Origin of the sequence: Xanthomonas sp. WHRI 8932A, assembly GCF_035012785.1 — a bacterium.
GTDB lineage: Bacteria > Pseudomonadota > Gammaproteobacteria > Xanthomonadales > Xanthomonadaceae > Xanthomonas.
On the sequence record NZ_JAYGQQ010000008.1, the window covers coordinates 247,294 to 273,267 of the forward strand.

General features: G+C 64.4%; 26 protein-coding genes, 1 tRNA gene, 1 other RNA gene and 1 pseudogene. 7 read left to right on the plus strand and 22 right to left on the minus strand.

Annotation, left to right across the window (positions count from 1 at the left end; genetic code table 11):
* Nucleotides 1–32 precede the first annotated feature (32 nt).
* Nucleotides 33–108: non-coding RNA, sX9 sRNA (locus tag VC212_RS14880), on the plus strand.
* Nucleotides 109–465: 357 nt separating this feature from the next.
* A complete protein-coding gene (locus VC212_RS14885; RefSeq protein WP_323526221.1) occupies nt 466–1,254 on the plus strand; it encodes a ThuA domain-containing protein in 789 nt (262 codons plus the stop codon).
* Nucleotides 1,255–1,485: 231 nt separating this feature from the next.
* Here VC212_RS14885 and VC212_RS14890 read toward each other — a convergent pair whose 3' ends face one another.
* The 9 genes from VC212_RS14890 to VC212_RS14930 all read right to left on the minus strand — a co-directional run bounded on the left by VC212_RS14890 (nt 1,486) and on the right by VC212_RS14930 (nt 9,813).
* Entirely contained in the window at nt 1,486–2,028 is a 543-nt protein-coding gene (locus tag VC212_RS14890) for a cytochrome b (protein WP_323526222.1), read from the minus strand.
* A complete protein-coding gene (locus VC212_RS14895) occupies nt 2,025–3,116 on the minus strand; it encodes a catalase family peroxidase (RefSeq protein ID WP_323526223.1) in 1,092 nt (363 codons plus the stop codon). The genes VC212_RS14890 and VC212_RS14895 overlap by 4 nt, the downstream gene beginning before the upstream one ends.
* Before the next feature lie 388 nt (nt 3,117–3,504).
* Nucleotides 3,505–4,875, minus strand: coding sequence for a leucyl aminopeptidase family protein (locus tag VC212_RS14900; protein ID WP_323518061.1), 1,371 nt, complete (start codon nt 4,873–4,875; stop codon nt 3,505–3,507).
* 39 nt (nt 4,876–4,914) lie between these two features.
* Nucleotides 4,915–5,652 (minus strand): HAD-IA family hydrolase, encoded by a 738-nt coding sequence (locus VC212_RS14905; protein WP_323526224.1) that lies wholly within the window; start codon nt 5,650–5,652, stop codon nt 4,915–4,917.
* A 100-nt stretch (nt 5,653–5,752) separates the two neighbouring features.
* Complete coding sequence (locus VC212_RS14910; protein ID WP_055847280.1) at nt 5,753–6,859, minus strand: AI-2E family transporter; 1,107 nt, start codon at nt 6,857–6,859, stop codon at nt 5,753–5,755.
* A gap of 169 nt (nt 6,860–7,028) precedes the next feature.
* Nucleotides 7,029–7,412, minus strand: a complete 384-nt coding sequence (locus VC212_RS14915; RefSeq protein WP_055847283.1) for a hypothetical protein — start codon at nt 7,410–7,412, stop codon at nt 7,029–7,031.
* Complete coding sequence (locus VC212_RS14920) at nt 7,409–7,894, minus strand: phage holin family protein (protein WP_311239107.1); 486 nt, start codon at nt 7,892–7,894, stop codon at nt 7,409–7,411. The genes VC212_RS14915 and VC212_RS14920 overlap by 4 nt, the downstream gene beginning before the upstream one ends.
* 3 nt (nt 7,895–7,897) lie before the next feature.
* Nucleotides 7,898–8,260: a hypothetical protein gene (locus VC212_RS14925; RefSeq protein WP_055847289.1), complete on the minus strand. Its 363-nt coding sequence runs from the start codon at nt 8,258–8,260 to the stop codon at nt 7,898–7,900.
* Between the two features lie 116 nt (nt 8,261–8,376).
* A complete protein-coding gene (locus tag VC212_RS14930; protein WP_055847292.1) occupies nt 8,377–9,813 on the minus strand; it encodes a Do family serine endopeptidase in 1,437 nt (478 codons plus the stop codon).
* Nucleotides 9,814–10,055: 242 nt separating this feature from the next.
* Here VC212_RS14930 and VC212_RS14935 point away from each other — a divergent pair, with 242 nt between their 5' ends.
* On the plus strand, nt 10,056–10,895 hold the full coding sequence (locus tag VC212_RS14935; protein ID WP_323526225.1) for a histidine biosynthesis protein HisIE: 840 nt from the start codon (nt 10,056–10,058) through the stop codon (nt 10,893–10,895).
* 857 nt (nt 10,896–11,752) lie between these two features.
* Here VC212_RS14935 and VC212_RS14940 read toward each other — a convergent pair.
* The 8 genes from VC212_RS14940 to VC212_RS14975 form a co-directional block, all read right to left on the minus strand.
* Nucleotides 11,753–12,415 (minus strand): DUF3313 domain-containing protein, encoded by a 663-nt coding sequence (locus VC212_RS14940; protein ID WP_323526226.1) that lies wholly within the window; start codon nt 12,413–12,415, stop codon nt 11,753–11,755.
* A gap of 53 nt (nt 12,416–12,468) precedes the next feature.
* A complete protein-coding gene (locus VC212_RS14945) occupies nt 12,469–12,702 on the minus strand; it encodes a hypothetical protein (RefSeq protein ID WP_323526256.1) in 234 nt (77 codons plus the stop codon).
* 363 nt (nt 12,703–13,065) lie between these two features.
* Nucleotides 13,066–14,256, minus strand: a complete 1,191-nt coding sequence (locus VC212_RS14950; protein ID WP_323526227.1) for an ATP-binding protein — start codon at nt 14,254–14,256, stop codon at nt 13,066–13,068.
* On the minus strand, nt 14,253–14,918 hold the full coding sequence (locus tag VC212_RS14955) for a response regulator transcription factor (RefSeq protein WP_055847304.1): 666 nt from the start codon (nt 14,916–14,918) through the stop codon (nt 14,253–14,255). Before VC212_RS14955 ends, VC212_RS14950 begins: the two co-directional genes overlap by 4 nt.
* A gap of 148 nt (nt 14,919–15,066) precedes the next feature.
* A complete protein-coding gene (locus VC212_RS14960) occupies nt 15,067–15,954 on the minus strand; it encodes a TIGR01777 family oxidoreductase (RefSeq protein WP_323526228.1) in 888 nt (295 codons plus the stop codon).
* Nucleotides 15,955–16,224: 270 nt separating this feature from the next.
* Nucleotides 16,225–16,818: a DUF4142 domain-containing protein gene (locus VC212_RS14965; protein ID WP_055847310.1), complete on the minus strand. Its 594-nt coding sequence runs from the start codon at nt 16,816–16,818 to the stop codon at nt 16,225–16,227.
* Between the two features lie 76 nt (nt 16,819–16,894).
* Nucleotides 16,895–17,161: a hypothetical protein gene (locus tag VC212_RS14970; protein ID WP_161964748.1), complete on the minus strand. Its 267-nt coding sequence runs from the start codon at nt 17,159–17,161 to the stop codon at nt 16,895–16,897.
* A 44-nt stretch (nt 17,162–17,205) separates the two neighbouring features.
* On the minus strand, nt 17,206–17,487 hold the full coding sequence (locus tag VC212_RS14975) for a hypothetical protein (protein ID WP_003486531.1): 282 nt from the start codon (nt 17,485–17,487) through the stop codon (nt 17,206–17,208).
* A 409-nt stretch (nt 17,488–17,896) separates the two neighbouring features.
* Between VC212_RS14975 and VC212_RS14980 the strand changes: the two genes are divergently transcribed.
* From VC212_RS14980 to VC212_RS14990, 3 genes are all read left to right on the plus strand, one after another.
* On the plus strand, nt 17,897–18,061 hold the full coding sequence (locus tag VC212_RS14980) for a hypothetical protein (protein WP_164497025.1): 165 nt from the start codon (nt 17,897–17,899) through the stop codon (nt 18,059–18,061).
* Between the two features lie 88 nt (nt 18,062–18,149).
* Entirely contained in the window at nt 18,150–19,256 is a 1,107-nt protein-coding gene (locus VC212_RS14985; protein WP_323526229.1) for a DUF3182 family protein, read from the plus strand.
* On the plus strand, nt 19,256–20,119 hold the full coding sequence (locus tag VC212_RS14990; protein WP_055847320.1) for an alpha/beta fold hydrolase: 864 nt from the start codon (nt 19,256–19,258) through the stop codon (nt 20,117–20,119). The genes VC212_RS14985 and VC212_RS14990 overlap by 1 nt, the downstream gene beginning before the upstream one ends.
* Nucleotides 20,120–20,354: 235 nt before the next feature.
* Here VC212_RS14990 and VC212_RS14995 read toward each other — a convergent pair whose 3' ends face one another.
* The 4 genes and pseudogenes from VC212_RS14995 to VC212_RS15010 all read right to left on the minus strand — a co-directional run bounded on the left by VC212_RS14995 (nt 20,355) and on the right by VC212_RS15010 (nt 24,195).
* The gene (locus VC212_RS14995) at nt 20,355–21,155 is read right to left on the minus strand and encodes a hypothetical protein (RefSeq protein WP_323526230.1); all 801 of its coding nucleotides are present in this window, start codon (nt 21,153–21,155) and stop codon (nt 20,355–20,357) included.
* A gap of 217 nt (nt 21,156–21,372) precedes the next feature.
* Nucleotides 21,373–22,596: an RtcB family protein gene (locus VC212_RS15000; RefSeq protein WP_161963173.1), complete on the minus strand. Its 1,224-nt coding sequence runs from the start codon at nt 22,594–22,596 to the stop codon at nt 21,373–21,375.
* Nucleotides 22,597–22,653: 57 nt separating this feature from the next.
* Nucleotides 22,654–23,774 (minus strand): annotated as a pseudogene (locus VC212_RS15005) (slipin family protein).
* A gap of 354 nt (nt 23,775–24,128) precedes the next feature.
* Nucleotides 24,129–24,195 (minus strand) — tRNA-Arg (locus VC212_RS15010).
* Nucleotides 24,196–24,594: 399 nt separating this feature from the next.
* Here VC212_RS15010 and VC212_RS15015 point away from each other — a divergent pair.
* Nucleotides 24,595–24,882 (plus strand): hypothetical protein, encoded by a 288-nt coding sequence (locus VC212_RS15015; protein ID WP_323526231.1) that lies wholly within the window; start codon nt 24,595–24,597, stop codon nt 24,880–24,882.
* Between the two features lie 400 nt (nt 24,883–25,282).
* On the opposite strand, the gene fabR is transcribed toward VC212_RS15015, so the two are convergent.
* Nucleotides 25,283–25,930 (minus strand): HTH-type transcriptional repressor FabR, encoded by a 648-nt coding sequence (gene fabR, locus VC212_RS15020; protein ID WP_055847328.1) that lies wholly within the window; start codon nt 25,928–25,930, stop codon nt 25,283–25,285.
* Between the last annotated feature and the right edge of the window lie 44 nt (nt 25,931–25,974).

Consider the following 25,974-nt stretch of genomic DNA (forward strand, 5'->3'; position numbering starts at 1 on the left):
CCAGGCGGGCGCGGCCGGTGCTCGGAATCCTCATGTACCACCCGTACACTCCGGTTCCTCCGCGCCGTCCACACCCACCTGACGACTGCTCGCTACGTTTTGTTAGCCGCCCTAAGTGCCTGCAGGCGGTGCGGTGTATGATCGCTACTGACGCGTTTCAGCGTGCGCCAATCGAACGCTGCTGATCGCAAAGCGGGCGCGGCCAGGGCATCAATCGTCAGAGCTCATGCGAACGGTTGGTGGTTTTACTGCAGCCATGCATAGCGTACGCACGCGTGCTGCATCTTGTAAGCAAGCGCACTGTGACGTTGCACGTCGTGCGTGCTTTGCAATCGCTTCGATACGCAACGGCGTGCATCGGTCATGCGCTGCGGAGAGATCAACAGCTATTCCAAATGCGTGCGAAGGCATGCGGTCGCCGCGCAGGTACACTGCGCAGCGATCGTCATCATCGCGAGTAACTGCATGAAATCTGTGTGGCTGTTGGGCTTGCTGCTGATCTGCGCATTCAATGCATCGGCCGAGCAATTCAAGATTCTGGTGGCGGCCATTCCCAACCAGTATCACCACGATTACATCCCGGTGGCCAAGCCGCAGTTCGAAGCGATGGCACGCAAGCAGTATGTCGAGCTGGTGTGGGCGTGGAATGCCAAGGCCTTCGATGGCGATCTCTCGCAATACGCCGCCATCGTGCTGCTCAATACCCCGGCCACCGATCTGGATCCGGCCCAGCGCGCCAACTTCCAAAAATACGTGCGCAATGGTGGTGGCGTGGTCGCGGTGCACAAGGCGTTTGCGATCAAGCGCGGCGAGTGGGAGTGGTACGACCATCTGATTGGCCGCTCGTTCCGCACCCACCCGTACATGCAAACCGCGATGGTCGATGTGGTGGACGCCAACTTCCCCGCCACCGCCGGCCTGCCCAAGCGCTGGGTGTGGAGCGATGAGTGGTACGAATACGACCCGCCCTACAGCGACGATCTGGTCACGCTACTCACGGTGGATGAAACCAGCTACGACCCCACGCTGATCTGGCCGGGCCAGGTCGCCAAGGGCATGGGCAAACAGCACCCGGTGGCGTGGTATCACCACTTCGAAGGCGGCCGCGTCTTCGCCACCGCCTTGGGCCATCTGGCCGAGGCCTACAACGACTCACGCTATCTGGAGCATCTGTACGGCGGCATCTATTGGGCCGCGACCGGCAAGGGCATCCAAGCCTCAGAGCCAGCGGCCAAAACAAAACGCCAGCGTTAAGCACTCACTCCTCTTCCTGCGGGAGAGGAGTGAGGGTAGGGGCAAAATCACTGCAAATGGCGGGGACCAGAAGCTTCGTCCGTACCTTCATGCGCCCCTGCGGGGCAGCCTCTTTCGGCGGGAGAAGGGAGATCAAGCCCCTCTCCCGGCGGGAGAGGGATTGGGGTGAGGGTACGTCCGCGCAGTCAAATCACTCCGTGCAAGACGTCTGCCAACACCCAACCAAACCCATCAACGCGCAGAGCGCTCCCCGCGCGCCATGCTGGAAAACACGCCATCGCGGCGTACCCATGCATGGAACAGCGCTGCGCTCAGATGACCAACGACGGTGGCGAACAACAGATACGCCAACCATCCATGCGCACTGCGTAGCCACGCGTACAGCGCTGGGTCGTGCGGGACGATCGCCGGCAAGTTCGCGCCGGGCCACAGCACGATCGGATACCCGCCGGCCGAGAGCATCGCCCAGCCGATCAGCGGCATGCCCAGCATCAACGCATACAACAGCCAATGCGAGGCGATCGCGGCGGCCTTCTGCCAGGTAGGAAAATCCGCGGGCAAGGCCGGCGGCCGGTGGCGCAGGCGGTTGATCAAGCGCAGCACCGCCAGGATCAGGATCGCAATGCCCAGCGGGCGATGCAGGTCGATCAACCACGGCCGCTGCGTCACCGAGGCCACCATGCCCACGCCGACAAACAGCATGGTCAGGATCATCGCGGCCATCAGCCAGTGCAGCACGCGTGCGGGCAAATTGAAGTGTGTGTGGCGGCTCATTGGTGGGCTCCCTGGCCGGTAGCGTCGTTGCCCTTGCCGTTGGCGATCTCATGCTCGCGGCGGTTGAACGACTGCGAATACACCGACGAGCGTGCCGCCAGAATCGGGTCGTTGGAGGCGGCAAGGCCCTTGGGCAGAATCAACGGGTCGTAATTCAGGTCGCGGCAGGGGCCGGTGGCTTGCGGCTGCGCATGCTCCAGTGACAGGGTGCCGGCCACGATCTGTTTGCGACTGGCCGGCCAGGGCTGCGAGGGGTCATCCACCGGGTCGCCCGGCTCGGCCACGGTCAGCACCAGATCCCAGCGCAGTGAGCCCTGCGCCAGGCGCGCGTCCAGGTCGGTGGCCAAAAAATCGCCATCGGCCTGTTTGCGCTGTTCGGCGCTCAATTCCTTGAACGGCGTATGCGGCCGCATCGACCAACGGATATAGCGCTCGCGACCATCGCTGGCGATCGCGCGGAATGCGTTGACGCCGTTGTATTGGGTATTGGCCCAGCTGTCCGACCACGGCGCGGTCTTGGCCCACTGCTGAAACTTGGCGGCCTCCGGATACTGCTTGCCGAAGGCAGCCAGTTTCTCCGGGTCCGGTTTGCCGGTGGCCGGGTCCGGCTTGGAGGCCACATTCAAGGCCTGGAAGCCGGCAGGCGTGGCCACCACGAAGAACGGAAAGCTGTTCATCGCGGTGCGCCATTCCTGCCCGTCGTCGCTGCGCAACAACAGCGCCATGCTGCGCACGCGCGCCGCACCATCGGCACCGTGCGGGTCGCCACCGCCGATCGACATGCGCCCCAACACCGGCGTGCTGGCCTGGCTGAAGATGCGCGCCGACGACACCCAGGTCGCCTTGCCGCTGGACTGGAACTGCCCGCTCACGCACACGCCCTTGCTATGCGCGCGGCGAAAGCCCGGATGCGGCGGCCCGCTGGATTCGATGGTGTCGGTCATGCGCGCAGCGGTGAGCCGGTCGCCACCGATCCAGCCGGCGGTCCAGGCAAACGCGATGGCGACGCCACCGGCAATCGCGGCAATGCCCAGTAACGGCAGCACGGGGCTGCGCGCGCGTTGGGGCGAGGGAGGTGGCAACGTCATGGCTGGCTCCGATGTGATGCGATGGACGGCGTGTCGACGGTCGCATGGCCAAGCCTCATCGCTGCGGCCGAGCACGTCTGCACAACATCATCCGCAATGGGCTGCCTCCGGCGCGTGATATCTCGTTGCCGCACCGGGGAGGCACCCGACCTCTAATCGCCCATGCGCAGCAGCGGTGCCTGCACTGCATGGCGGTGTCGCTGCCAGCCGAGCAACGGTTATGCGCCGCGCTTGGTGCTGGAGCGGTCCATAGCCGGCGCCGCGCAGTCGAGCGTGCAGCAACCGCAGGTAGCGCGCTACATCGCTTCCGACTTCCGACTTCCGACTTCCGACTTCCGACTTCCGACACGCCCGCCTGGCGGTAAGCGCGATGCTCTATCGACGGCTCCTAGCCGCCGTAACGCCCCTGCAGCATCGCAAACGCCGAGCGCAGCGCCAGTGCTTCGCCACCGGCGGGGCGACCGGGGCGGTCGCTGTCGTTCCAGGCGTAGACGTCCAGGTGCGCCCACTGCTGCCCCGGCGCCACGAAGCGCTCCAGATACAGCGCGGCGGTGACCGCGCCGGCCATGCGCGAGCCGGCGTTGGCCATGTCGGCCACGTGGCTGTTGAGATAGCGCAGGTAGGGGCGCCACAGCGGCATGCGCCAGACCGGGTCGCGGGTCTGCTCGCCGGCGCTGATCCAGGCCTGTGCCAGTGCATCGTTGTTGGCGAACAAGGCCGGCAGATCCGGGCCCAGCGCGATGCGCGCGGCACCGGTGAGGGTGGCGAAATCCAGGATCAGGTCCGGGCGTTGTTCGGTGGCGTAACTGAGCGCATCGCACAGCACCAGGCGGCCTTCGGCGTCGGTGTTGTCCACTTCCACCGTGACCCCGGCGCGCGTGGTGATGACCTCGCCCGGGCGGAACGCATCCGGGCCGACCGCGTTTTCCACCGCAGCGATCAACAGCGTCAGCCGCACCGGCAACTGCTGCGCCATGACCAGCCCGGCCAGCGCCAGCGCATGCGCCGCGCCGCCCATGTCCTTTTTCATGTTGCGCATGCCATCGGCAGGCTTGAGATCCAGCCCACCGGTGTCGAAGCACACGCCTTTGCCGACCAGCACCAGATGCGGATGCGCGGCATCGCCCCATTGCAGCTGGATCAGCCGCGGCGCGCGATGCGAGGCGCGGCCGACCGCATGGATGGTGGGGAAGTTCTGCGCCAGCAACGCATCGCCCACGATCGCCTCGACCTGCGCGCCATGCGCCTGCGCCACTGCGCGCGTGGCATCTTCCAGCTGCTGCGGGCCCATGTCTTCGGTCGGCGTATTGACCCAGTCGCGCACCTGCAGGCATGCCGCGATCAGTGCGCGCGTGGCCGCCGAAGGCGTGGCCGCCAACTCGGCCGGCGCACGCGGCACCTTGCGATACCGCGTAAAGCGATAGGCGCCCAGCCCCCAGCCCAGATGCAGCAACGCCAGTTCGGCATCGCTCAGGCTGTTGGCCAGCGTCCAGCGGCTGGCCGGCGGCAGCGCCATTGGTGCGTGCGCGTAGGCATACGCATCGGCGCGGTCGCCGACACCCACGATCGCGCCGGCCAGCCCTTGCTCGCCGGGCAACAACAACACGCTACCCGGTGCGGCATCGAACCGCTGCGCCTGCGCCCAGGACAACACTCGCGTGGGCTGCTCGGCGCACCAGCGCGCAAAGCCCTCGCGGTCGAGCACATACAGCGGCAACGCGGCGGCGGCGGGATCGGTGAAACCGGTGAGGTGCGACATGGACATCCTTCAATGGCGGTGTGCGCCGTCGGGTTGAACTCAGGCGGGAATGCAGATGCCGTCGCGCGCGGCGCCCGGGTGCGGTTGCTGCGCGTCCAGCCAGTCGGCCAGCCCGGTCATGCTGTCGAACTCCAGGTCCGGCTGCTGGGTCGGATACGACCACTCCGCGCCGTCGCGATTGATCCAACATGCACGCAAGCCGGCATCCAGCGCGCCCAGCACGTCCATGCGCACGTGGTCGCCTACATGCAGCACCTGTGCGGGCGGCACGTCCAGACGCGCGCACGCAGCAAGAAAGATGCTGGCCTCCGGCTTGGCGCTGCCGTGTTCACGCGAGCCCAGCTGAAACGCGAAGTGGTGCATCAGCCCGATGCGTTGCAGATCGGCATTGCCGTTGCTAAGCGCGGCCACCGGCACATGCGCGGCGATGCGTGCCAGTGCGTCCAGCGCATCCGGATAGCATTCCACCTGGTTGCGCGCGGCATAGAACACTTCGTAGGCCGGTTCCACCAGCGTCAGATCGCCGCCGCTCTCGCGCAAGGCCATTTCCAGCGTCAACCTACGCAGCGCACTGAGGTCGTGATGCAGCTGCGGGTTGTCGGCAAAGCTGCGCTCACGCAGCTCGCGCATCGCCTCCACCGGAAACCGCTCGGCGGTGACCGGGCTGTGCTCGCGCATCCAGTCGTACAGCACCTGGTCGATGCGTGCACCGATCGGTGCGAAGGGCCACAACGTGTCGTCGAGGTCGAGAGTGATGGCGCTGATGTGGAAGCTCATCGCAAGATTTTACGGTCTTGCGTCGGGATTGGGGAATCGGGAATGGCAAGGGCAGGAGCTGCGCTCTACCCATTCCCCACTCCCGATTCCCGATTCCCGGCTACTCAAGCAGCCGTGCCCAGCGCTGCATCCCTTCCACCCGGCTCAGCACCATCTTGATGCACACCAGCAGCGGCACCGCGAGCAGCAGGCCCACCATGCCCCACAGCCAGCCGAACAGCATCAGCGCCAGGATCAGCATCAGCGGCGAGATCGCCATGCGCCGGCCCAGCACGATCGGGGTGACCACCTGGCCTTCGATGGTATGCAGCGCCAGATACAGGATCGCCGGCAGCATCGCCGACAAGGGGGTGCGGAATTCCACAAAGCCCATCAACAGCATCAGCATGACGCCGATCAGCGGGCCGACGTAAGGCGCGAAATTCAGCAGCGCCACGACCGTGCCCCAGAGCAGGGCCTCCGGCAGCGGAATCTGCAGTACGTACAAAATGCCTGCAAAAACCAGCCCGACCAGCGTATTGATCACGCTGATGGTGAGCACATACCGCGAAACCTCACGCTCGATGTCCAGCATGATCTCGGTGGTGAAGCGCTGTTGCTGTCGATTGGGCAACAACGCAATCGCGTGCCGTTGCAGGCTTTCGCCATAGACCATGAAAAAGAACGTCAGCAGCACCACGGCCAGCACCGAGGCGGCCAGCTTGGGTGTGCGTACCAGCGCCTTGTACGGGTCGTCCATCTGCGTGCGCACGATCTGCACACCGCGCTGGCCTTCACCACCAGCGGCGCGTGCAAAGTTTTCCGCCGCCTGGTTGGCCTGCATCACCGGCTTGGTGAAATCGCGTACATCGCGTGCGATCTGGCGCATCTGGCGCGGCGCCTGTTGCACCCATTCGGCGGCAGGGCCGGCTAATTGCGCCGCCAACGTGACAGTGCCGGCCAGGCCCAGGCAGAGCACCAGCAAGGCACCGAGAAAGCGTGGGATATACAGCTTGCGCAGTCCGCGCAGGATGGGGTTGCCGATCAGTGCGAAGAATGCCGCCAGCATGACCGGCAGGATGATCGTCTGCGCCGCCCATAAGGTGTAACCGACGGCAAGTGTTGCCAGCACCACCAACGAAGCCGGTGCGCGCGGACGCGGTGCCGGAGGCGGCGGAAGCGGATCTGCCGGAATGGCAGCATCCAAAGATTCAACGGAGATAGACATGCGCGCCCTGGCTGCAGACTGGCGTGCTGCCAGCGATGGGCCATTATCGGCACAACGCGTCAACGGCGCGCACAGGGCCTGTGCGTGCGGTGTCAGTGCCAGGATGGCTGGCTGATGGTCTCAGCCATGCGCAGTGACGGCGCCTGAGCGCCGCAGACAACCTCAAAAATCAGGCGGCGCGCTCGGGGGGCACCTGTACCACGGTGACGGTCGGTTCGGCCGCCACTTCTTCGGCATTGTCGGCGGCACGTTCGGCCTGTTCGGAGGCTTCCTGGGCACGGTGGGCCGTGAACAAGGCAGAGATCGTGCTGACCATCTGCAGAATCTTGGGAATGCCGCCCAGCTTGCCGGCGATGCTGCCTAGCGCGGCCTGCGGCTCGTTGCGGCCGGTCACAAAGCCCAGCCCGAAGCCGATCATCATGATGCGTGCCGGCGACCAGCCCGCACGCCAGGTCTGGCGCAGTTCGCCCCAGTGCGTGCGCGTCTCCTGCGCGCGCCCTTCCACTAAAACTTCGGCGCGTTCCACGCGCTGACACAAGGTGCCGAACTTCATGACTTGCCTCCACTGGCAGGCGCTGCGGCGGTGTCGTCATCGCTGGAATCGTCGAAGATGCCTAGCTTGACCAACTGACGCCGCGTTGCATTCATGCCGGTGTGATCGAAGTAGAAGAACACCCGCCATGCCGCGATACCGGTGACCAGAAGACTGGCCAATGCAGTAAAGAACATCGCCTGAAACCACGACAACCCGGCGCGCTGCAGCAAGGCAATGATGGCGCCTGCCAGCAACAGCCACGACGACGCGCCGAACACGACGGCCACGCATGCCCACGCCAAGCCACGCCCGAATGCACTGCGTGCAAGTTTTAGGTCGGCCGAGACCAGCCGGCGCAAGGCGCGACTGGTCTCATGGGCCGAGCCCAGCGTTGCACGGCCGGCAGCGCCGACCGCGCGTACGCTTTCGTCCAGTCCCGGCGTCTCCGGACGCGCGTCTGGCGCGCCGGAACCGGCAGCTGTAGAAGCCTGATCGACCACGACTTAGTTATCGTTGCTACGCGCAAGCTTGGCGATGACCCAGCCAGCGGCAAACGCAACGCCGAATGCGGCCAGCGGACGCTCGCGGATCAGGTCGGTGGCGCTGTCGAGCAGGTCGTTGCCCTTGGCAACCAGCACGTCCATCTGCTCCTTGGCAGCGGCGCCGCCAAATTCCGCAGCCGCCATGCCGGACAGCGCGGTGTCGGACAATTCGGCCTTGACGTTGGCACGGCCGAGCTTGAGCTCGTCGCCCGCAGCGCTGGTGGCGCCCTTGACGGCTTCACCGGCGGCGCTGGCGGCCGACTTCAGGTGGGTGCCGGCGTCGCTCAGGTTTTCCTTCAGCTGATCGGTATTGGTGGGGCTCATGCGATATCTCCTTCGGTCATTGATGGCAGCCGCCACTCACGTGCGGTCGTGCAGTAGCAATAGCATCGGGGGGGTGTAGGAGGCGTTAGTGGGAGCCGCGTGCAGTGCACAGTGCGTCAACGCATGAGCGCGTCGTACTGCGCGTTGCCACGCAGGATGCGCACCACCAGTTGCTGCGGTTTGCGCTGGAAATTGGCACGCCAGCTGGCCAGGTCCGCAAACTCGCCCACACTGCTGGCCACGATCACATCGCCGGAAACCAGGCCGTTGGCTGCGGCGCGCCCGCCACGTTTGACCTCGCTGACCATGACCCCGGTAATGCCGGACTGACGCAGCGACTCGGGCAGGTCCACAAAGGTGGCGCCGCTCAACCGTGGGTCCAGCATGTCGCCGGTGACTGCGCGGTCCTGCTCCTTCAAGGTGGCCTTGAGCTTGAGCGGCTTGCCGTCGCGACGGATGTCCAACGTCACCGCACTGCCAACGGCCTGCAGGCCCTCGTAGTTGTGCAGCGCCTCGGCGCTGTCCACGCGTTGATCGTTGGCAGCCACGACCACGTCGCCCGGCTGCACGCCGGCTGCGGCCGCCGCAGCGCCTGGCAACACGCGTGTCACCAGCGCACCGCGCAGCGAATCCACGCCCAGGCCCTGCAGCATCTGTTGGGTGAGATTCTGGGTTTCCAGTCCGAGCGTGCCGCGCACCACCACGCCCTTGGTCACCAGTTGCTCGACCACGTTGCGCGCGAGGTTGGAGGGGATCGCCAGACCCAGGCCGATATTGCCGGCCATGCTGCCCTGCGGATTGAAGCTGGCGGTGTTGATGCCGACCAGCTGGCCTTGCAGGTTGACCAGCGCACCGCCGGAATTACCGGGATTGATCGAGGCATCGGTCTGGATGAAGTTCTGGTAGCCGAGCCCGCGAATACCGCTACGTCCCACCGCCGACACGATGCCGGAGGTGACGGTCTGGGTGAAGCCGAACGGGTTGCCGATCGCCACCACAAAGTCGCCCACGCGCAGCTGATTGCTGTCGGCCAGTTTGATGTCGGTGAGGTTGTCGGCCTTGATGCGGATCAGCGCGATGTCGGTGTCGGCATCGGAGCCGATGAAGTCGGCCTTGACTGTGCGCCCGTCGCCGAGCGTCACCTGCACGTCGTCGGCATTTTCGATGACGTGATGGTTGGTCAGCACATACCCTTTTTGCGCATCGATGATGACGCCGGAGCCCAGCGATTCGTTGATGCGGTCCTGCGGAACCTGCGGGAACAACCGGCGCAGGATCGGGTCGTTGAAGAAGGGGTTGCGCACGCGCACCACCTGCTTGGTGTTGACGCTGACCACCGCCGGCATCGCCTGCTGCAGCATCGGTGCCAGCGAAGGCACCGGTTGCCCGGCAACCGCGGCCGGTAGCGCAGCAGCGGCCGGCAGGGTGAAGTTAGTAGCGCCGGCCGGCGCGGCGTCGGCGCGGTTGTCCAGCCACGCGTTGATACCGGTGGCGGCGAAACCGCCGAAGGCGGCGGCCAGGGAAAGCGTCAGCAAGGTGGGAAGCGGTCGCATGGAACGGATTCCGGGTTACGCGGTGGAAAGGGAATAAGGTGTCTGGCTACGTAAATCAAGCTGAACGAGAGTGCCAGCCAGCAATTTAACTGCCGGTGAAAGCGCCGCGCATGCCTTGTCGCCACTGCGTTGACAGCCCGTCGAGCCGGGCGTAGCGTCCGCTTGTTCCGATGCCTGTTCAGCATACGCATGCCATCGCGCATCGCCCGCATTTATCGAACTGATGCCCTTAAGGAGGGTCTATGAGCAACGGCAATGGTGTAACCGCAACCCTGTCCGACGCCGTCGACAGCGTCAAGAGCACCGCAACTGAGCTGACCGACACCATCGCCAGCACCACCAGCGAGGCGGTGACCAACGTGCAGGAAGCGGCTGGGGTGGCAGTGGCGGAGGTCAAGACGCGCGTCGCCAAGGCCCGCAAGGCGGTGGTCAAGGCCGAAAAGAACGTGGTCAGCAAGGCTAGCGAGGCGGCGAGTGCGGTCAAGCGCAGCGTGGCCAAAACCAAGCGCTCGCTCACCGCGACCAAGGACGCTGCGAAAGACAAGCTGACGGCGACCAAGGATGCGGCCAAGCAGAAGCTGCTCTCCACCAAAGATGCGGCCAAGCAAAAGCTGACATCGACCAAAGATGCCGCCAAGCAGAAGTTGAGCAGCACCAGCGCCGCGGCCAAGAAAAAGATCTCCGATACCAAGGCCAACACCAAGCAGAAGCTGGAAACCGCCAAGGCTAACGCCAAGGCCGAAGCAGCGGCGCTGAGCGCCAAGACCGCCGCAAAGAGCGCGGCACGCAAGACCGCCGTGGCAACGGTGAGCGCGCGCACGGCCGCGAAGAAGGCCGCAGCCAAATCGGCGTCGCTGAAGAAGTCGGTCGCCAAAGGCATCGCCAAGAAAGCGCCGCTCGCCAAGCAGGCCGCAACCAAGCAAGCCGCAGTGAAAAAGGCCCCGTTGAAGAAGGCCGTGACCAAGACCGCATTGAAGAAGGCGGCCAAGGTCACCAAAACGCCTGCAACGCGCGCAGTGGCCAAGACCACCGCCGCCCGCAAGGCCGTCGGCAAGAAGGCAGTCAAGCGCGTCACGCGCTGACGGCTGAGGGCGGCATTGCGTGACGCCGCTCGTGCTGGAAGCGCAGATGTACGCTGCAGGTTGAGATGTTAGTGACGTTGAGACGTATCGAGAGAGGCCGGCGCTGCCTTACAGCGTCGGCCTTTTTCATGCGTTTGCGTTGCTCCAGCTGCGTGTTGCTCTAACTGCGTGTTGCTCCAGCTGCACGATGCTGCGCACGTACCCTCATCCGCCCCTGCGGGTCACCTTCTCCCTGTGGGAAAAGGGAAGTGCGCTTGAGCCCCTCTCCTGCGGGAGAGGGGTTGGGGTGAGGGTACGCAGCGAAGCGCTCCAGGTGTTTCGGCTGCAGCTTGCATTGCTTCAACTGCGTGTTGCTCTAACTGCGTGTTGCATCCAACTGCACGAGGCTGCGCACGTACCCTCATCCACCCCTTCGGGGCACCTTCTCCCGGTGGGAGAAGGGAAGTGCGCTTGAGCCCCTCTCCTGCGGGAGAGGGGTTGGGGTGAGGGTACGGAGCGAAGCGCTCCAGGTGTTTCGACTGCAGCTTGCGTTGCTCCAGCTGCGTGTTGCTCCAGCTGCGTGTTGCTTCCAACTGCACAAGGCTGCGCACGTACCCTCATCCGCCCCTGTGGGGCACCTTCTCCCGATGGGAGAAGGGACGTGCGCTTGAGCCCCTCTCCTGCGGGAGAGGGGTTGGGGTGAGGGTACGCAGCGAAGCGCTCCAGATGTTTCGACTGCAGCTTGCGTTGCTCCAGCTGTGTGTTGCTCTAACTGCGTGTTGCTTCAACTGTACAAGGCGGCGCACGTACCCTCATCCGCCCCTGCGGGGCACCTTCTCCCGGTGGGAGAAGGGAACTGCGTAGGCTTCGTCTCGCACCTACTCGATGCCGTCGACCAACTGCTCGGCGCCCTTGCGAATGCCGGCCTTCGCCGCGTCATACGCGCCCAGGCTGGCCTTGATGTTCATTGCGCTGGGATATTGCTTTTCGACATACGCGGCGAGCAGGCGATCGCTTTGCGCATCGAAAATCTCCACCGCATAGCTGACCGAGCCTGAGAACGCGCCCTCCTTACCGCGTGCGGCCTGCACCGCGTTGTACGAACCGCCGCCCAGATCCACCTTCATGATGGTACCCAGTACGCGCTTGCTGGGCTTGGCGCCGGTCAGGGTGATGCGGACGCGCAAGGTGTCGCGATCGGCCGTCGTCGTCGGGCGCCAGCGCCGCGCGATGGCGTTGCCGAATTCCTGCTGCATGACGTCGGCCAATATGCGCTTGTCCTGCTCTGGCACGTTGTCGAACTGCGCATCCGGTCCGCGGTAAACGGCAACCGGCTCGACGATGGCTGCGCGGTAGTGCGTCCACTCCACGTCGCTGTGATACGCATACGGCATGCGGTCGCCGCGGCTGCCGTCGTGCGGGCGTAGATAGCTGGACGAAGGCAATTGGCTATATGGCATGGGACGGGTGCTGGCGCAGCCGACCAGGGTGATGCCGACAACGGCAAGCGTGCAGCAACGGGCGAAGGAATGAACGGACATGAAAACGGCCTATAAGGGATTTAAACAATGGGCAACAGCACGTGCGCGCATGCTCAATGCAGCAGAAAACGCAGCAGCGCCAGTGCAAAGACCGCACCCGCGGAAGTGAACAACACGCTGCGTGTGGCTCGACGTTGCAAACGACGTATCTGGCGCGCGCTGCGGATATCCGGCAACGCGCACCAGATGTCGCGGTTGCGCGTGCCGGTGCGGCCGCAGCGAAATTCCGTTGCCGGTATCAACGCAGTGGTAGACGCGATCACGCTGTCGTTGGCCGCGGTTTGCATGGCCAATTGCGACAGCACGGTTAAAGCGCGTGGGGTGGAGCGGGTCGAGCGAATCATCACCATGCATCCTGGATGCGTGCGGTGAGTGCACTCTAGGCAGGCAGGTTTAGAAAGTTATTGGAAGCGAACAGGGCGCCGCTACCATCGCACCTGACCGTTTGGCGCGATCACCAAAACCAGTGCGCGCCCACCAGATGGGCGCGGTGATCTACAACCGGCGATGGCGTTGTGTGCTGCGTCCGACAGTGCTGTTTTGCTGGCTCGATCCCGATCATCTCGCGCACGGAATCGGCAAGGACCAAGCGTCCATCCCGCTTTCAATACGCCGTCCACACTCGCGTGGCGGTCGCCTGCCAGGTTGTTTCAGCTGTTCTTGGCCGTCGGCGCGCCATCGCCGGCAAACACCGTGCGGACACACAGGCCGCGTCCTTCGTTGCCTTCGCAGGTTTCGATCGTCGCGCCATGCAGGCGCGCAATGCCCGCCACCAACGACAGCCCGATCCCGCTACCCTGCACTTCGCTGCCCGGCACACGATAAAAGCGCTCGAAAATGGACGCATGTGCGGACTCCGGCACACCCGGGCCGTCGTCGCTCACCTGTACGAACGGGTGCAGCACATCGGCACGCAGGCAGTAGCCGCAACTGACTTCCACCGTGCCGCAGCTGCGCCCGTAGCGGATGGCGTTATCGACCAGATTGCGGATCAGGATGCCCACCGCATCCACATCGCAACGCACCAGACACGGCGATGCCTCCACATGCAGATTGATCCGGCGCGCGTCGGCCTGCACGCTGAATTCGTCCAGTACATGCGAAATCAATTCGCCCATCTCCACCTGGTGATAGGCAGCCGAACTGATGCCGGCATCCAGTCGTGCCAGATCCAGCAACTGCTCGGCCAAGCGGTTGCTGCGGCGCGCGGTCTCCAGCAGCTGACGCAGCGCGGCGTCCTTGGCCTCCAGCGTGGGCGCACGCAGGGCGACTTCTGCATAGGCGTGCAGCGCCGACAGTGGTGTGCGCAACTCGTGTGCGGCATCGGCTACGAAGTCGCGCTCGGCCTGCACCGCTTTTTCGACACGTGCCAACAGGGTGTTGAAGGAAGTGATCAGCGGGCGGATTTCATCGGGTACCTGATCCAGCGGCACCGGTTCGGTTTCAAGCCCGGTGCGCTGTGCGATGGCGCACGAAATGCTGCGTAACGGTCGCAGCGAGGTACGCACCGCCCACCACACCAACAGGCCAAGAATGCCCAGCTGCAGGGTGTTGAGCACCATCGCAATCAGGGTCTGCTTGAAGCTTATGCGCGAGGACACATTGCCGAGCGGGGCGTCGATGTTCGCGTCGTTGGATGCCGTTGCGGGTGTGTCGAAGTGGTGCTGCAGCGCATCGGGCAAGGTGCTGACCAAGCGGTCGCCGAGCAGATTGAGTTCCTGCTCGACCACGCTGTGATGGCCCTGGGTGACCAGCGCAATCAGAATCCATAGCGACGTGGACCAGCTCAGCAGAACGATGGCCGCCAACGCCGCCAGCATGCGCGCCTGCAAGGATTTCATTCGGGCGCCTTGCCGACCATATAGCCCTGGCCATAGACGGTGGAAATCAGCTGGTCGCCCAGTTTGCGCCGCAACTGATGCACATACACCGCAATCATGTTGCTGCCGCCTTCCGACGGGCCGCCATACACGCCTTCTTCCAGCTGATCCTTGGTGACCACGCGCCCGGCACGTTCCATCAATGCCAGCAGCAAGCGATATTCATGCGCGCTCAACGCTACCCAGGTACCGGCGCGGGTGACCTTGCGGCTGCTCGGATCCACGCAGACATCGCCCTGGTTGAGCACCGGCACCACGCGGCCCTGGCTGCGGCGGGTGATCGCGCGCAGCCGCGCCATCAGCTCGTCGAACTGGAAGGGCTTGACCAGGTAATCGTCGGCGCCGGCATCCAGCCCGCGGATGCGGTCGGTGAGCTGGCCGCGCGCGGTCAAGGCAATCACCGGGGTGGCGTCGTAGTGGCTGCGCATGAAGCGGATCACCGTCAGCCCGGATTCGCCGGGCAGGCCGATATCCAGCAGCACCGCGGTGTAGCGGTGATCCACCAGTGCGGTCTTGGCCGCGTTGGCGCTGCCGACATGGTCGATGGTCCAGCTCTGCTGGCGTACGCCGTCGCAGATGGCATTGGCCAACATGGTGTCGTCTTCGACAAGGAGCAGGTGCATATAGGGTCCGCCGGGTATCGGGCAATCCGAGATCCGCAGCACTGTCGAAGATGCGCGTTAGGGAAATATTAGTGCATGCCCCATCTGGCGCGGTTGCGTACCCGATGGGCGGCCGGCAGGCCCGGGGGCGCTTGGGCCGGCGGTTAGCTCAGCGCTGCAGGATCGCGCGCAGCGCCGGCTCCAGTTGCGGGTACTGGAAGCGGAATCCGGCGTCGAGCGCGCGCTGCGGCAGCACGCGCTGGCTGATCAGCAGCAGGTCGGCCATTTCGCCGAAGCCCAGCCGCAGCAGCCCGGCCGGCAGCGCCAGCAGCGCCGGTCGGTGAAGCACCTTGGCGAGGGTGCGCGCGAACTCGGCATTGCTGGCCGGGTTGGGCGCGGTGGCGTTGTAGGCGCCGGGCTGGCCGTGCTGCAGCAGCCAGACCAGCAGCGCCACCATGTCGGCACGGTGGATCCAGCTCATCCAGTTCCGGCCGTTGCCGAACGGCCCGCCGCCGCCCAGCTGAAACGCCGGCAGCATGCGTGCCAGCGCGCCGCCATCGCGGTCCAGCACGATGCCGGTGCGCACCCAGCTCACGCGTGGGCCAAGCGTGCCGATGCAGGCGGCTTCCGCTTCCCAGTCGCGGCACAGCACCGCCGAAAAGTCGTCGCCCGCGGCATCTGCTTCGGTCAACACCGTGTCGCCGCGCTCGCCGTAATAGCCCACCGCCGAACCGGAGATCAGCACTGATGGCCGCTGCTCGGGTGCCTGCTGCGCCATCCAGTCGTGCAGTTGGCGGGTGATGCCCAGTCGCGAATCGCGAAAGCGTTGCTTGCGCGCATCGGTCCAGCGGCCGGCGGCCAGCGGTTCGCCGGCCAGGTTGATGACGGCATCGGCCTGCACCCCGTCCAGCGTGTCGACAGCGGTCACGCCGGGTAGGGTACGGCTGGCGCGACGGGTGTCGCGCGTCAGCACGCTGACCTGATGGCCGGCGTGCAGCAGCGCGGGACACAAGGCCTGGCCGATGAAGCCGGTGCCGCCGGTGATGAGCAAGCGCATGTGAGGTTCCTGGGCCGAGTCGATGCGGCACCATAGGCCAGGGCAGACCGAAGCGAAGTGAAGCTGGCACGCGGAGCGCTGGGAATCTTGCCGATGCTGTGGCCGATATCTTGGTGCAGCTGGATCGGGACGGTGGCGTGGATGCGGGCGCCTGCAGTCGCGGCTGGCGTGTCGAGCACGGTGATGCAGCAATGCGCTCGACGCACTGCTACCGCCAAACGCAAACGCGCCGGACAGGCCGGCGCGTTGCAGGGTGCAAGGGTGGTGCGCTTACCTCGACGACGATACCGCGTGGGCACGTTCGAAGTGCGCCGACACCACACGACGGGTCTCTTCCAGGTGCTGCTTGACCGGTGCGCTCTCTGCGGCGGGCAGCAGTTCGGAATCGATGATCTTGATGGTGTCGCCATGGTCGATGACCATCGTGCGCATGAAGGCGTTGCGATACGCATCCTTGCCGTCCGGCAGGGTCAGCGTCTTGGACAATGCCTCTACGGCGGCTTTGCCCTTGGCGTGCAGCGCGTCCGCACGCGGGCTGTCCTTGGCGCCCAGCGCCTTGGTCTTCTCGAGGTTGGCTTCGTGGTCGTGCAACATCTGCTGGGCGAATTCGCCGGTGGCGCCGCCCAGGTCTTGCTCGATGGCCTGCTTGGCCAGCGCAATCTCGTTCTCATCGATCGCAGCCAGCACGCCCAGCGCGCCGCCATCGCCCTTGGCAAGTTCGGTGGCCCCGCTCCCGCTCACCGGCGCGGCGGTGGGTTCCGGCGACACTGCCGGTGCAGTGCGCGAGGTATCGCCACCGGGGCGATCGCAGGCGGTAAGGGTCAGCATGGCCAGCAACGATGCAGCAACAAAAGTGGATTTCATGAATGTCTCGGGCTGAGTCGGCAGTGCCGACGATGAAATGTAAAGGAGCCGCTGCGCGGCTCCGGTAGTGCGTTGCTCAGGCCCACTGCGGCTGGGCGAGCGGTGTCATGCTCAGGGGTCTGATCGGTGTGCGGATCGCGTCCTGCGCGGTGCGGCATTGCCGCGCCATGCGCGTCGTGCGCTCGCGAATCATGGCGTGTTCGCTGATAGGCGCGCTGCCCAGCAGGCTGGCCACATGGAAGCCAAGGATTTCCTCCGCGCGGTCGCCTTGGTCGCTGATGATGTGCGGTACCAACCGCTCCAATCGTTCCAGCTCCTGCTGCACTTGATACGGGGTTTTCATGACGATCTCCAATGAATAACGGGTCTTGCGTATTACGTGGGTGCTCAACTGTTGCGCGCGCCCAGGCGCTGCCAGCAGTCGGTTGCCAACTGTTCGTAGTTGGACTGCGTACTGGATGAAATGAAGTGATGCTCAAGGCGGTCGCGAAACAGACGCAGACGTTCCTGATCGCTTGAACGCGGTGCCTGCAGATAGATATCGCAGGCCATTTTCACCACCGGTGACAATTCGCTGAACTTGCCTGCGCCCAGATTTCCTTGGGCGTGCCGCGCCTGCCAATGCGCGATTTCGGCTTGTACATCGATGACGGATGGGTCTCTGCTCATGACTTGGGGCGTTCCGGGATTAAACAAACTTGACGTGCAGAGTAACTGCGGGTATGTCAACGGATGATCATCGAACGCAACCATTGCCTGCGATTTCAACGGGCGACGCTTAATTGGTCAGCTTGTTTTCGCCTCTCTACACGCGTTGCATGCACAGGCATCGGTGCGATGTATGCCGCTTGCCAGGACGCTAGCCTCGCGCGCTGATTGGCCACACACAATTGATGGGCGGCAGCGCAGCGATGCGCACTGTGTCAGTCGCCACCGTATCGGCGCCTTCAATGCGCATGCTTTTGGTGCAAAAACACGCGTGCGGTGCCGCATTTTACGGAAGATTCTGAACCGCTCCACACCTGTGTAACGTCTGATCCGTAAGGTAGGCGGCGACGTAATGGAGAGAGCAGACAGGATGCAGGAGAGTGAAAGCAGTCGTGGGAAGCCGCGCCATGCCAGTGGTACACCAGAAGCGCGCGTGTGGTGGCATGCCTTATTGGAACTGCGCGGTGGGCGAATGGCCATCAGTTTGATCGTGGTGGTGCTGATCGTGGTAGGCCTCTATCTGGCCTTGAAATAAGCGCAGACGCGTACCTGCAACATCGCACTGCGCCCCTCGGCCGCAACGAGGCTGGCGCCGGAATGCGGCCTTGCCGTAAGGGGATGTGATGGCAGATCCGTCATATGAGTGGGTGCGTGGATACGCCACACGCATGGTGTCTGCCGATGGACACGAGCGCGCCACGCATGCCTGGGTGTGCAGCGAAATTGCACGCCTGCTGGGCGCACATGATGGCGGTCTGTCCGATGTTGCGATGATCGATGAAGGTATCGGGCACCGCACCTTGCACGTGCCCGACGACACCTTGACCACCGAACAGGCCCACGCATTGGGAATTCACGATCCAGGCGGCTTGCTGGGTGGCATTGTGCCGCACGCGTTTATCGCCACCAAGGTCATCGGCCATCCATTGATCAGCGAGACGGCAACGCGAATCGATGGCTGGAATCAGGCGCTGGCGACCGCGCTGGTGCCGGCTACCTTGCCTGGCTATACGGTGTTTTCTCGGGACGATGCGCTGCATGCGCTGGACCTGTTGCTGGCCGACGGCGGGGTGCGTCTGAAGCTGCCCACCGGCGTGGGTGGGAGTGGGCAATGGTGCATTGCCGATACCGCCGAATTGGTGCGGGCTCTGGACGGTCTGCCAGCGGATTACCTGCGCACCAAAGGCGCTGTGCTCGAGCGCAATATCCTGCAGCCGCTGACGCATAGCGTGGGCGAGCTGTGCGTGGCAGGAATCCAGATCGCGTATTACGGCACGCAATGCAGCGTGCGCAATGCGCAGGGCGATGAGGTCTACGGCGGATCGTCGCTGCACGTGCATCGCGGCTCGCTGGAAGCGCTGCTGGCCACCGCATTGCCGCCGTTGCAGCGGCGCGTTGTGGAACAGGCGTGCCGCTACGATCGCTGCATCACGAATGCTACTGCCGGCCTGCACATTTCGCGGCGCAATTACGATGTGGTCACTGGCGAAGATGCGCATGCGGTGCCTGTCTGCGGCGTGCTGGAGCAATCCTGGCGGATTGGTGGTGCGACGCCGGCCGAGCTGGCGGCGATCGCCTGTTTCCAGCAGCACGCCGGCCTGCACTGGGTGCACGCATCCACGCACGAACTCTACGAGGGCGAACCACCGGCCGATGCGCAGGTGTATTACCGTGCAACCCAGCCCGGCGCCGGTCCGCGCTACAAATACCGAAGGGTCTCAACCGACTGATGGAAGCCAAACTTTCCAGCATCGACATTGCGGTCGATCACGACGCGCTCAGCGGCACCTTGCTCACGCCCACCGGCATTCCTGCGGTGCTGTTCGTCCATGGCTGGGGCGGTAGCCAGCATCACAGCCTGGTGCGCGCGCGCGAGGCGGTGGGCCTGGGCTGCATCTGCCTGACCTTCGATCTACGCGGTCACGAAGGCCATGCCTCGATGCGGCAGACCGTGACCCGCGCCCAGAACCTGCAGGACATCATCGCCGCCTACGATCAGTTGGCGGGGCTTCCGTATGTGGATCAACAGTCGATCGCCGTGGTCGGCCTGAGTTATGGCGGCTACCTGTCGGCGCTGCTGACGCGCGAGCGCCCGGTGGAGTGGCTGGCATTGCGCTCGCCCGCGCTGTACAAGGACGCGCATTGGGACCAGCCCAAGGTCAGCCTCAATGCCGATCCGGATCTGACCGCATACCGCCAACGTGCCCTGACACCCGACGACAACATCGCGCTGGCGGCCTGCGCTGCGTATACCGGCGATGTATTGCTGGTCGAAGCCGAGAACGACGTGATCGTGCCGCATCCGGTGCTGCGAAACTATGCCGATGCCTTCGTCAATGCGCGTTCGCTGACCGCGCGCGTGATTGCCGGCGCCGACCATGCGTTGAGCGTCAAGGAGCATCAGCAGGAATACACCCGCGCGCTGATCGATTGGTTGACCGAAATGGTAGTGGGCCGCCGGATTGCATTGGCCAAGGAAGTGGTGGCTGCACGCAAGCAACTGCTCAAGCAGCAGGGCGACGCAGCGTCAACGGGGCAGGACGCGCTAGCGTTTCGCGGCGATATCCGGGCGGTGGAAAACACGTCCGGTTGATCTGTCGCGCGTTTGCGTCGCCGTGCAGGCACACGTGGTGCAGCATGTTGCGCGGCCATCCCGAGCATGCCGAACGCGCAAGGCGTCGTGATGCCGCAAGAGGCTACGAAGGCGCTGCAGGTTATGGCCCACCGCAACCCTCACAAACAAACGGGCCCTCGCGGGCCCGTCTGGTCTACTGCGGATCACTGGCGTTTAGCGCGGTAAATGCGCCGCGCTCTGGACGAGCTACGGGTTACACGCGTGGATCGGTCGGGTTGCGACGTGCCGCATCGCCATGCTGGTCCGAATCGAAGGCCTCACGCACGGCGTGCTTGGCCTTTTCCCAGGTCAAACGCGAGTCCGCCTTGAAGCGGTCCCAGCCATCGCCAAGGTCGCGTTCCAGGTGGTCGTCCCACTGGCGGCCGGCATGCTGTTGACGCGCCTGCATGCCGTAGCGGTAGGCAGGGCGATAGTCGTCATACGAATACTCGCTGTCACGGTAGCTGGCGCTGTCGAAACGGCCGGCATAGTGCGTGTCGCCATCGCGATACACGGTGTGGGTGCGATCGGCGCGATCCCACGCGTCGCGTGCAGCCAGACGTGCGTCATCCCATTCCAGGCGCGATTCGCCACGATGACGCGGCCACTCGCCCGCCAGCGTGGCTTCTGTTTCTTCCCAGGTGCTGGTGGGGCGCGTCTCGCGTGCCTGCAGGCCGAAGCCATACACGGTGGCGTAGTCGCGGTCGTAGTCGGTGCCTTCTTTGTAGTACGGGCGGTTTTGATGCTCCTGGCGCCAGTATTCGGTTTCTACGGTCGGGTCGAGGCGCTCGGCCACGCCTTTACCGGCAGCTGCGCCTGCCACGACGCCGGCGGCCGCACCGATCAACGTGCCCAGCGGACCAAACACCGTGCCTGCCAGTGCGCCTGCCGCCGCACCGCCAGCGAGGCCGCCCACACCCACACCAACCGGATGCGAGCCCGGGGCACCGGAGATGGGGTCGCGGTTCAAATCCTGTGCGTCTGCTTTGCGTTCCTGCTTGTCGAGATTGCTCATGCCGCCTCCGGTTACCTGATGGATGCAGCCTGCGAAGACAGGCCGCGAACGTGGCGCAACCATGGCGGCGCAAGAGTGAAACGCTTGTGCTTTGATGTGAGTGCCATCGCGACATGACTGAACTGTGCATTCGCATATGCGGATGAGTTCGCCGACAGCTTGCAAGCGCGACATCGCAAAAAATATTGCGAAAGAGGGCCGCGACTGCGGCCCTCGGTTATCCCTTGATGCACACCACCTGGCGCAGCGTGTGCAGCACTTCGACAAGATCCTGCTGCGCGGCCATCACCGCCTCGATCGACTTGTATGCCGCTGGCGATTCGTCGATCACCGCCGCATCCTTGCGGCATTCCACATGCGCAGTCGCCTCGCGGTGCTGAGCCAGAGTGATCTGTGCACGCGCTGCGGTTCGGCTCATCACCCGTCCCGCACCGTGGCTGCAGCTATGGAAGCTCTCTGCGTTGCCCAACCCGCGCACGATGTAGCTGCGCGTGCCCATGCTGCCGGGAATGATGCCCAGCTCGCCGGTACGTGCGCTCACCGCGCCCTTACGGGTGATCAGCAATTCCTCGCCATGGTGCGTCTCCCTCTGCACATAGTTGTGGTGGCAGTTGACCGCCAGCTTCTCCAGCTGGAACTTCGGCAGGCGGTGACGCATCTCCGCCAACACACGCGCCATCATCGCTTCACGATTTTCGCGCGCGTAATCCTGTGCCCACGACACCGCTTCCACATACTCATCGAACAACGGCTCGCCCTGCATGAAGAAGGCCAGGTCCTTGTCGGGCAGATGAAAGCCCAGCACGCGGTGTGCCAGTTGCTCACGCGCCCGCTCGATGAAGTAGGTACCGATCAGGTTGCCGGTGCCACGCGAGCCGCTGTGCAACATCACCCACACCGCGTCGGTCTCGTCCAGACAAAGTTCGATGAAGTGGTTGCCGCCGCCCAGCGTACCGATCTGGCACGCCAGCTTGTCGGTGCGGATGCGCTTGTGCTGCTGCTTGATCGCTTCCAGGCGCTGCACCAGCCCCGACTGCGCGATCCGCGTGTCGATGCTGTCGGGCAGGTTGCGATGCTCGCCGCCACGGCCGTTGCCGACCGGCACGCTACGCTCGATGCTGGAGCGCAGTTGCGCCAGGTTGTCCGGCAGGTCGCTGGCACGCAGGGTGGTGCGCACCGCCGCCATGCCGCAGCCGATATCCACGCCAACCGCGGCCGGGATGATGGCGCCGCGGGTCGGGATCACCGAGCCCACGGTTGCGCCCTTGCCCAGGTGCACGTCGGGCATCACCGCCACCCACGGCCCGACGAACGGGACGGCGGCGATATTGCGCAACTGCGCATGCGCCTGTTCTTCCAGCGGCACGCCGCGCACCCAGCCCTTGATCGGGGTGGTGCTGCCTTCGGCATGCAGCCATTCGAAGTGTTGTGAAGTACTCATGCTGTTCATTCCTTTGCGCGGGTGTGCGGCCAATCCTTTCGCCGCACACCCGCATGATTATCTGAGCGTCACCAACTGCTTCAGCACGCCATCCAGGCCGCCGAACACGGTGAGCTTGTCGATCTTTTCGGTGACCTTTTCCAGCGCCTCCAGCTCCTTCAATCGCATCAGCACCGGGCTGTCTTCGATCAGCTTGGCGGTGTTGAGCAGCGAGCGGGTGGCATTGGCCTCTTCGCGCCTGCGGATCACATTGGCTTGCGCCTGCTTTTCCGCCTGCACGACCGCATTGAGGATCTCGCGCATCTCACCGGGCAGGATCACGTCCTTGACCCCAACGCCGAGCACGTCGATGCCGAAACCGCCCACGCTGCCACGCACGTAGCCGAAAATATCCGCGTCCAGCGATGCCTTGTCGCCCAGCAATTCGTCCAGCGTCTTGGCCGCAACCGCACGGCGCAACCCGTACTGCAATTCCCGGTACAGGTAGTCGCCCGCCTTGGCCACACGCGTCCGCATTGCCACCGCATCGGTGACGCGCATGCTCGCTGCCAGATTGACCCGCAACGACACCTTGTCGCGCGTCAGCAATTCCTGGCCGGAGACCTCCACCGATTGCACACGCAGGTCGATCACCTCGGTGGTCACGTTCTTCTGGAAATTCCAGAACGCGTACGCACCGGGGCCGAAGGGTGCCATCAGCCTGCCGTCGACGAACACCAGCCCTTGCGACTCGCGGGCACGTCCATGCACACGGCCACGCGCGACACGGTGCCGAGCTGACGCAGGCGCCGCTGCACATCGCCCGGCACCTGCAGGCCGTCGCCCAACGGCAAGCTCTGCACCTCGACGGTGGCGCCGCCGCGCCAATACAGCGCGCGGGTGCCCGGTGCCAGGACCTGGTCGAGCTTGCCGTTGCGGATCAGCAGGCCCACTTGCGCGGTGCCGATGTCCGCCAGCACGAAGTGCTGCGGCAATGCGGCGCCCAGCGTGTCAATCAGCATGTCGGCATCGCGGCCGACCTCGTCGCCACTGTGAATGTTGTGCACGCTGACTTCGGTACGGCTCAGCGGGTCGAACAGGCGGTAGACGCCGGGCACGAGCACGCGCTCGAACCGACGATTCCGATACACCAGGCCGCGCTCGCCGTCGCCGATCACGACCCTCTTGGTCCAGAACATGACACTTCTCCTTGGGTTGGCTCTGGTGGTCCGATCCGTAGGTACTGCCGTTTTGCCGCCCGGATCGGACTGATGGCCAAACGTGTGCCGATGCAACGCGGCGTTGGAAGGTGGAAACGCCGGTGACGGCGGCCGTGCGGGGCACGCTGCGCTGTTGGCGCCTGCCGATGCGTTGCCGCAGCTGCGCGATGGTTTGCGAAAGCAGGGCTGAGCGCAGGGTGACGCGTCCAGGGCAAGCGCCCGGCGACGTCGCCGCTGCTGCGTGCATTCACGCGATGCATTGCTTGAATGCACGCAGCATGGGCGTTTCCGTAAAGGGACTTGCGTCCCCGATATGACCGGGAAGGTCATTGCTTGGAGCGGGAGTCGAACCCGCGACAGACAGATTAGAAATCTGTTGCTCTACCCTCTGAGCTATCCAGTGGTGGGTAATGCGGAATTGAACCGCGCCTGCGGATAGTGCCGCCGCTCGACCACGAGCCGATACCCAAAACGAGAAACACCAGAAAGATGATCGGTATACGCCACGGCACAGCCGCGCGCACCAGCTGGAATAAACTCCAGTCCGCTGACAATCTTTCGCACTGTTTCCGATGGCCGTTTTATTCAAACGGTCATTCAGTTGGTGCATGACCACACACCACCCGTGCCCGAAACCTGGGCACAGCGCTAACGCGCCTCGTGGCAATCCAACATCCCTGTTGTCGGGCAGTCCGTGCCCGGGTTTCAACTGCGGTCATCCACAGGTTCGCGACGAAAGCACAACGAAAAACGCCCCCGGATGCAGTATCCGAGGGCGTTCGCGTGCCTCGGAGATCGGGTGACCGATCTCCTTGAATCAGGACATCAGCCGGTGATGGTGCGCACGTCCTGTTTGGCCGTGCACGCAAACGATGCCGCGCGAAGCGCGCCGGGCAGTCGATTGCGTTCGATGAAATGGCTGGTGTGCATGAGCGTGGGTCAGGTCCGGGTGCAGGCAGTGCTGCGTAGGGCGCGAACATTACCTGCAGGATTTTGGTTATGCAAGCACTTTATGAAAATAATTGATTATGTTTTTCTTCGGGCGTTGGGAATGTGGCGATTGAAAGGGTCGATCCGCGATGGATAATGCCGGGTCGATTGGATAATGATCGATACGCGTTGCGCAGGAACTGTCGATGCGCGGCTGTGCAGACAAGGGTATTCCCATTACACGGATGCGGTCGGGCGTGCAGTTGCATTCGTGGCCGATGGTGCGCGGTTAGTGGAGTCTGGGAATGTGCGGTCGCACCCATGATGTAAGGCAGTTGTCGCTGCCGACCTCGTGCCAGTCGCGTACAGCAGCGGGTCCGGTCATTCACTACGAAAAGCGCAACCCGGGCGCCGGCAGCAGGCTGCCGTACCAAGTGCGCGCGGCGAATAAAACGACGGAGCTCAGCGCCAGGTGAACGCGATTGGTGCGTCATGCGGCGTGCGCCACGGTGATGAGAACGCCGACCTACCTGACCACTACGCGCGATGCGCCGCGCTCAGCCGCCGTGCGTGCCCAGCGTGCGCGCGCCGGTCAGGATCATGCGCAGCATCTGCGAAATCTGTTCGATCAGTTCCGGATCTTTTTCCGGTGGCGAGTCCATCGCCACCGCGCCCATCGCAAAGACCAGGCGGGTGATCGCCTTGGACACCAGCGCCGGTGCGTGCAACTTGGCGTTGTCGGCGGCGGCCAGTCGGATCAGGTCCACGCGCAATTCGTCTTCGAAATAGGTCAGCTCGCGCTCAACCGCCTGCTTGAAGGCGTCCGAGCCCACCGCGCCTTCGCGCAGCAGCACGTGCAGCAGCTTGTCGTCGGCGCGCAATTGCTCCATGAACGCTTCCACGGACACGCGGATGACGCTGCGGTCGGTGGAGGTGGCGCGCTGGCGCGCCTGTCCGATGATGGTGCGCAGCGAGCGCCCGGCCAGATCGATCAAGGACACCGCGAGCTCATCCATATCGCGGAACTGGCGGTAGAAGCTGTTTGGCGCAATGCCGGCTTCGCGTGCCACTTCGCGCAGGCTCAGCGTGGACAGGCTGCGGTGCGGGCCAATCAGCGACAGCGCCGCGGCAATCAGGTCCTCGCGTGAAATCGCCGGCTTGCGTGACGGCGGCGCGTCGTGGGAAGGCAGGGCGATGGAGGTCATGAGGCAGCAGCCGGGCGTGGGGATGAATCATAGCCCCTCTGGTC

Excerpts from the sequence above, each read along its gene's own strand:
- VC212_RS14885 (WP_323526221.1), top strand. The coding sequence starts at position 466 with ATGAAATCTGTGTGGCTGTTGGGCTTGCTGCTGATCTGCGCATTCAAT.
- VC212_RS14890 (WP_323526222.1), bottom strand. The coding sequence starts at position 2,028 with ATGAGCCGCCACACACACTTCAATTTGCCCGCACGCGTGCTGCACTGG.
- VC212_RS14895 (WP_323526223.1), bottom strand. The coding sequence starts at position 3,116 with ATGACGTTGCCACCTCCCTCGCCCCAACGCGCGCGCAGCCCCGTGCTG.
- VC212_RS14900 (WP_323518061.1), bottom strand. The coding sequence starts at position 4,875 with ATGTCGCACCTCACCGGTTTCACCGATCCCGCCGCCGCCGCGTTGCCG.
- VC212_RS14905 (WP_323526224.1), bottom strand. The coding sequence starts at position 5,652 with ATGAGCTTCCACATCAGCGCCATCACTCTCGACCTCGACGACACGTTG.
- VC212_RS14910 (WP_055847280.1), bottom strand. The coding sequence starts at position 6,859 with ATGTCTATCTCCGTTGAATCTTTGGATGCTGCCATTCCGGCAGATCCG.
- VC212_RS14915 (WP_055847283.1), bottom strand. The coding sequence starts at position 7,412 with ATGAAGTTCGGCACCTTGTGTCAGCGCGTGGAACGCGCCGAAGTTTTA.
- VC212_RS14925 (WP_055847289.1), bottom strand. The coding sequence starts at position 8,260 with ATGAGCCCCACCAATACCGATCAGCTGAAGGAAAACCTGAGCGACGCC.
- VC212_RS14930 (WP_055847292.1), bottom strand. The coding sequence starts at position 9,813 with ATGCGACCGCTTCCCACCTTGCTGACGCTTTCCCTGGCCGCCGCCTTC.
- VC212_RS14935 (WP_323526225.1), top strand. The coding sequence starts at position 10,056 with ATGAGCAACGGCAATGGTGTAACCGCAACCCTGTCCGACGCCGTCGAC.
- VC212_RS14940 (WP_323526226.1), bottom strand. The coding sequence starts at position 12,415 with ATGTCCGTTCATTCCTTCGCCCGTTGCTGCACGCTTGCCGTTGTCGGC.
- VC212_RS14945 (WP_323526256.1), bottom strand. The coding sequence starts at position 12,702 with ATGCAAACCGCGGCCAACGACAGCGTGATCGCGTCTACCACTGCGTTG.
- VC212_RS14950 (WP_323526227.1), bottom strand. The coding sequence starts at position 14,256 with ATGAAATCCTTGCAGGCGCGCATGCTGGCGGCGTTGGCGGCCATCGTT.
- VC212_RS14955 (WP_055847304.1), bottom strand. The coding sequence starts at position 14,918 with ATGCACCTGCTCCTTGTCGAAGACGACACCATGTTGGCCAATGCCATC.
- VC212_RS14960 (WP_323526228.1), bottom strand. The coding sequence starts at position 15,954 with ATGCGCTTGCTCATCACCGGCGGCACCGGCTTCATCGGCCAGGCCTTG.
- VC212_RS14965 (WP_055847310.1), bottom strand. The coding sequence starts at position 16,818 with ATGAAATCCACTTTTGTTGCTGCATCGTTGCTGGCCATGCTGACCCTT.
- VC212_RS14970 (WP_161964748.1), bottom strand. The coding sequence starts at position 17,161 with ATGAAAACCCCGTATCAAGTGCAGCAGGAGCTGGAACGATTGGAGCGG.
- VC212_RS14975 (WP_003486531.1), bottom strand. The coding sequence starts at position 17,487 with ATGAGCAGAGACCCATCCGTCATCGATGTACAAGCCGAAATCGCGCAT.
- VC212_RS14980 (WP_164497025.1), top strand. The coding sequence starts at position 17,897 with ATGCAGGAGAGTGAAAGCAGTCGTGGGAAGCCGCGCCATGCCAGTGGT.
- VC212_RS14985 (WP_323526229.1), top strand. The coding sequence starts at position 18,150 with ATGGCAGATCCGTCATATGAGTGGGTGCGTGGATACGCCACACGCATG.
- VC212_RS14990 (WP_055847320.1), top strand. The coding sequence starts at position 19,256 with ATGGAAGCCAAACTTTCCAGCATCGACATTGCGGTCGATCACGACGCG.
- VC212_RS14995 (WP_323526230.1), bottom strand. The coding sequence starts at position 21,155 with ATGAGCAATCTCGACAAGCAGGAACGCAAAGCAGACGCACAGGATTTG.
- VC212_RS15000 (WP_161963173.1), bottom strand. The coding sequence starts at position 22,596 with ATGAGTACTTCACAACACTTCGAATGGCTGCATGCCGAAGGCAGCACC.
- fabR (WP_055847328.1), bottom strand. The coding sequence starts at position 25,930 with ATGACCTCCATCGCCCTGCCTTCCCACGACGCGCCGCCGTCACGCAAG.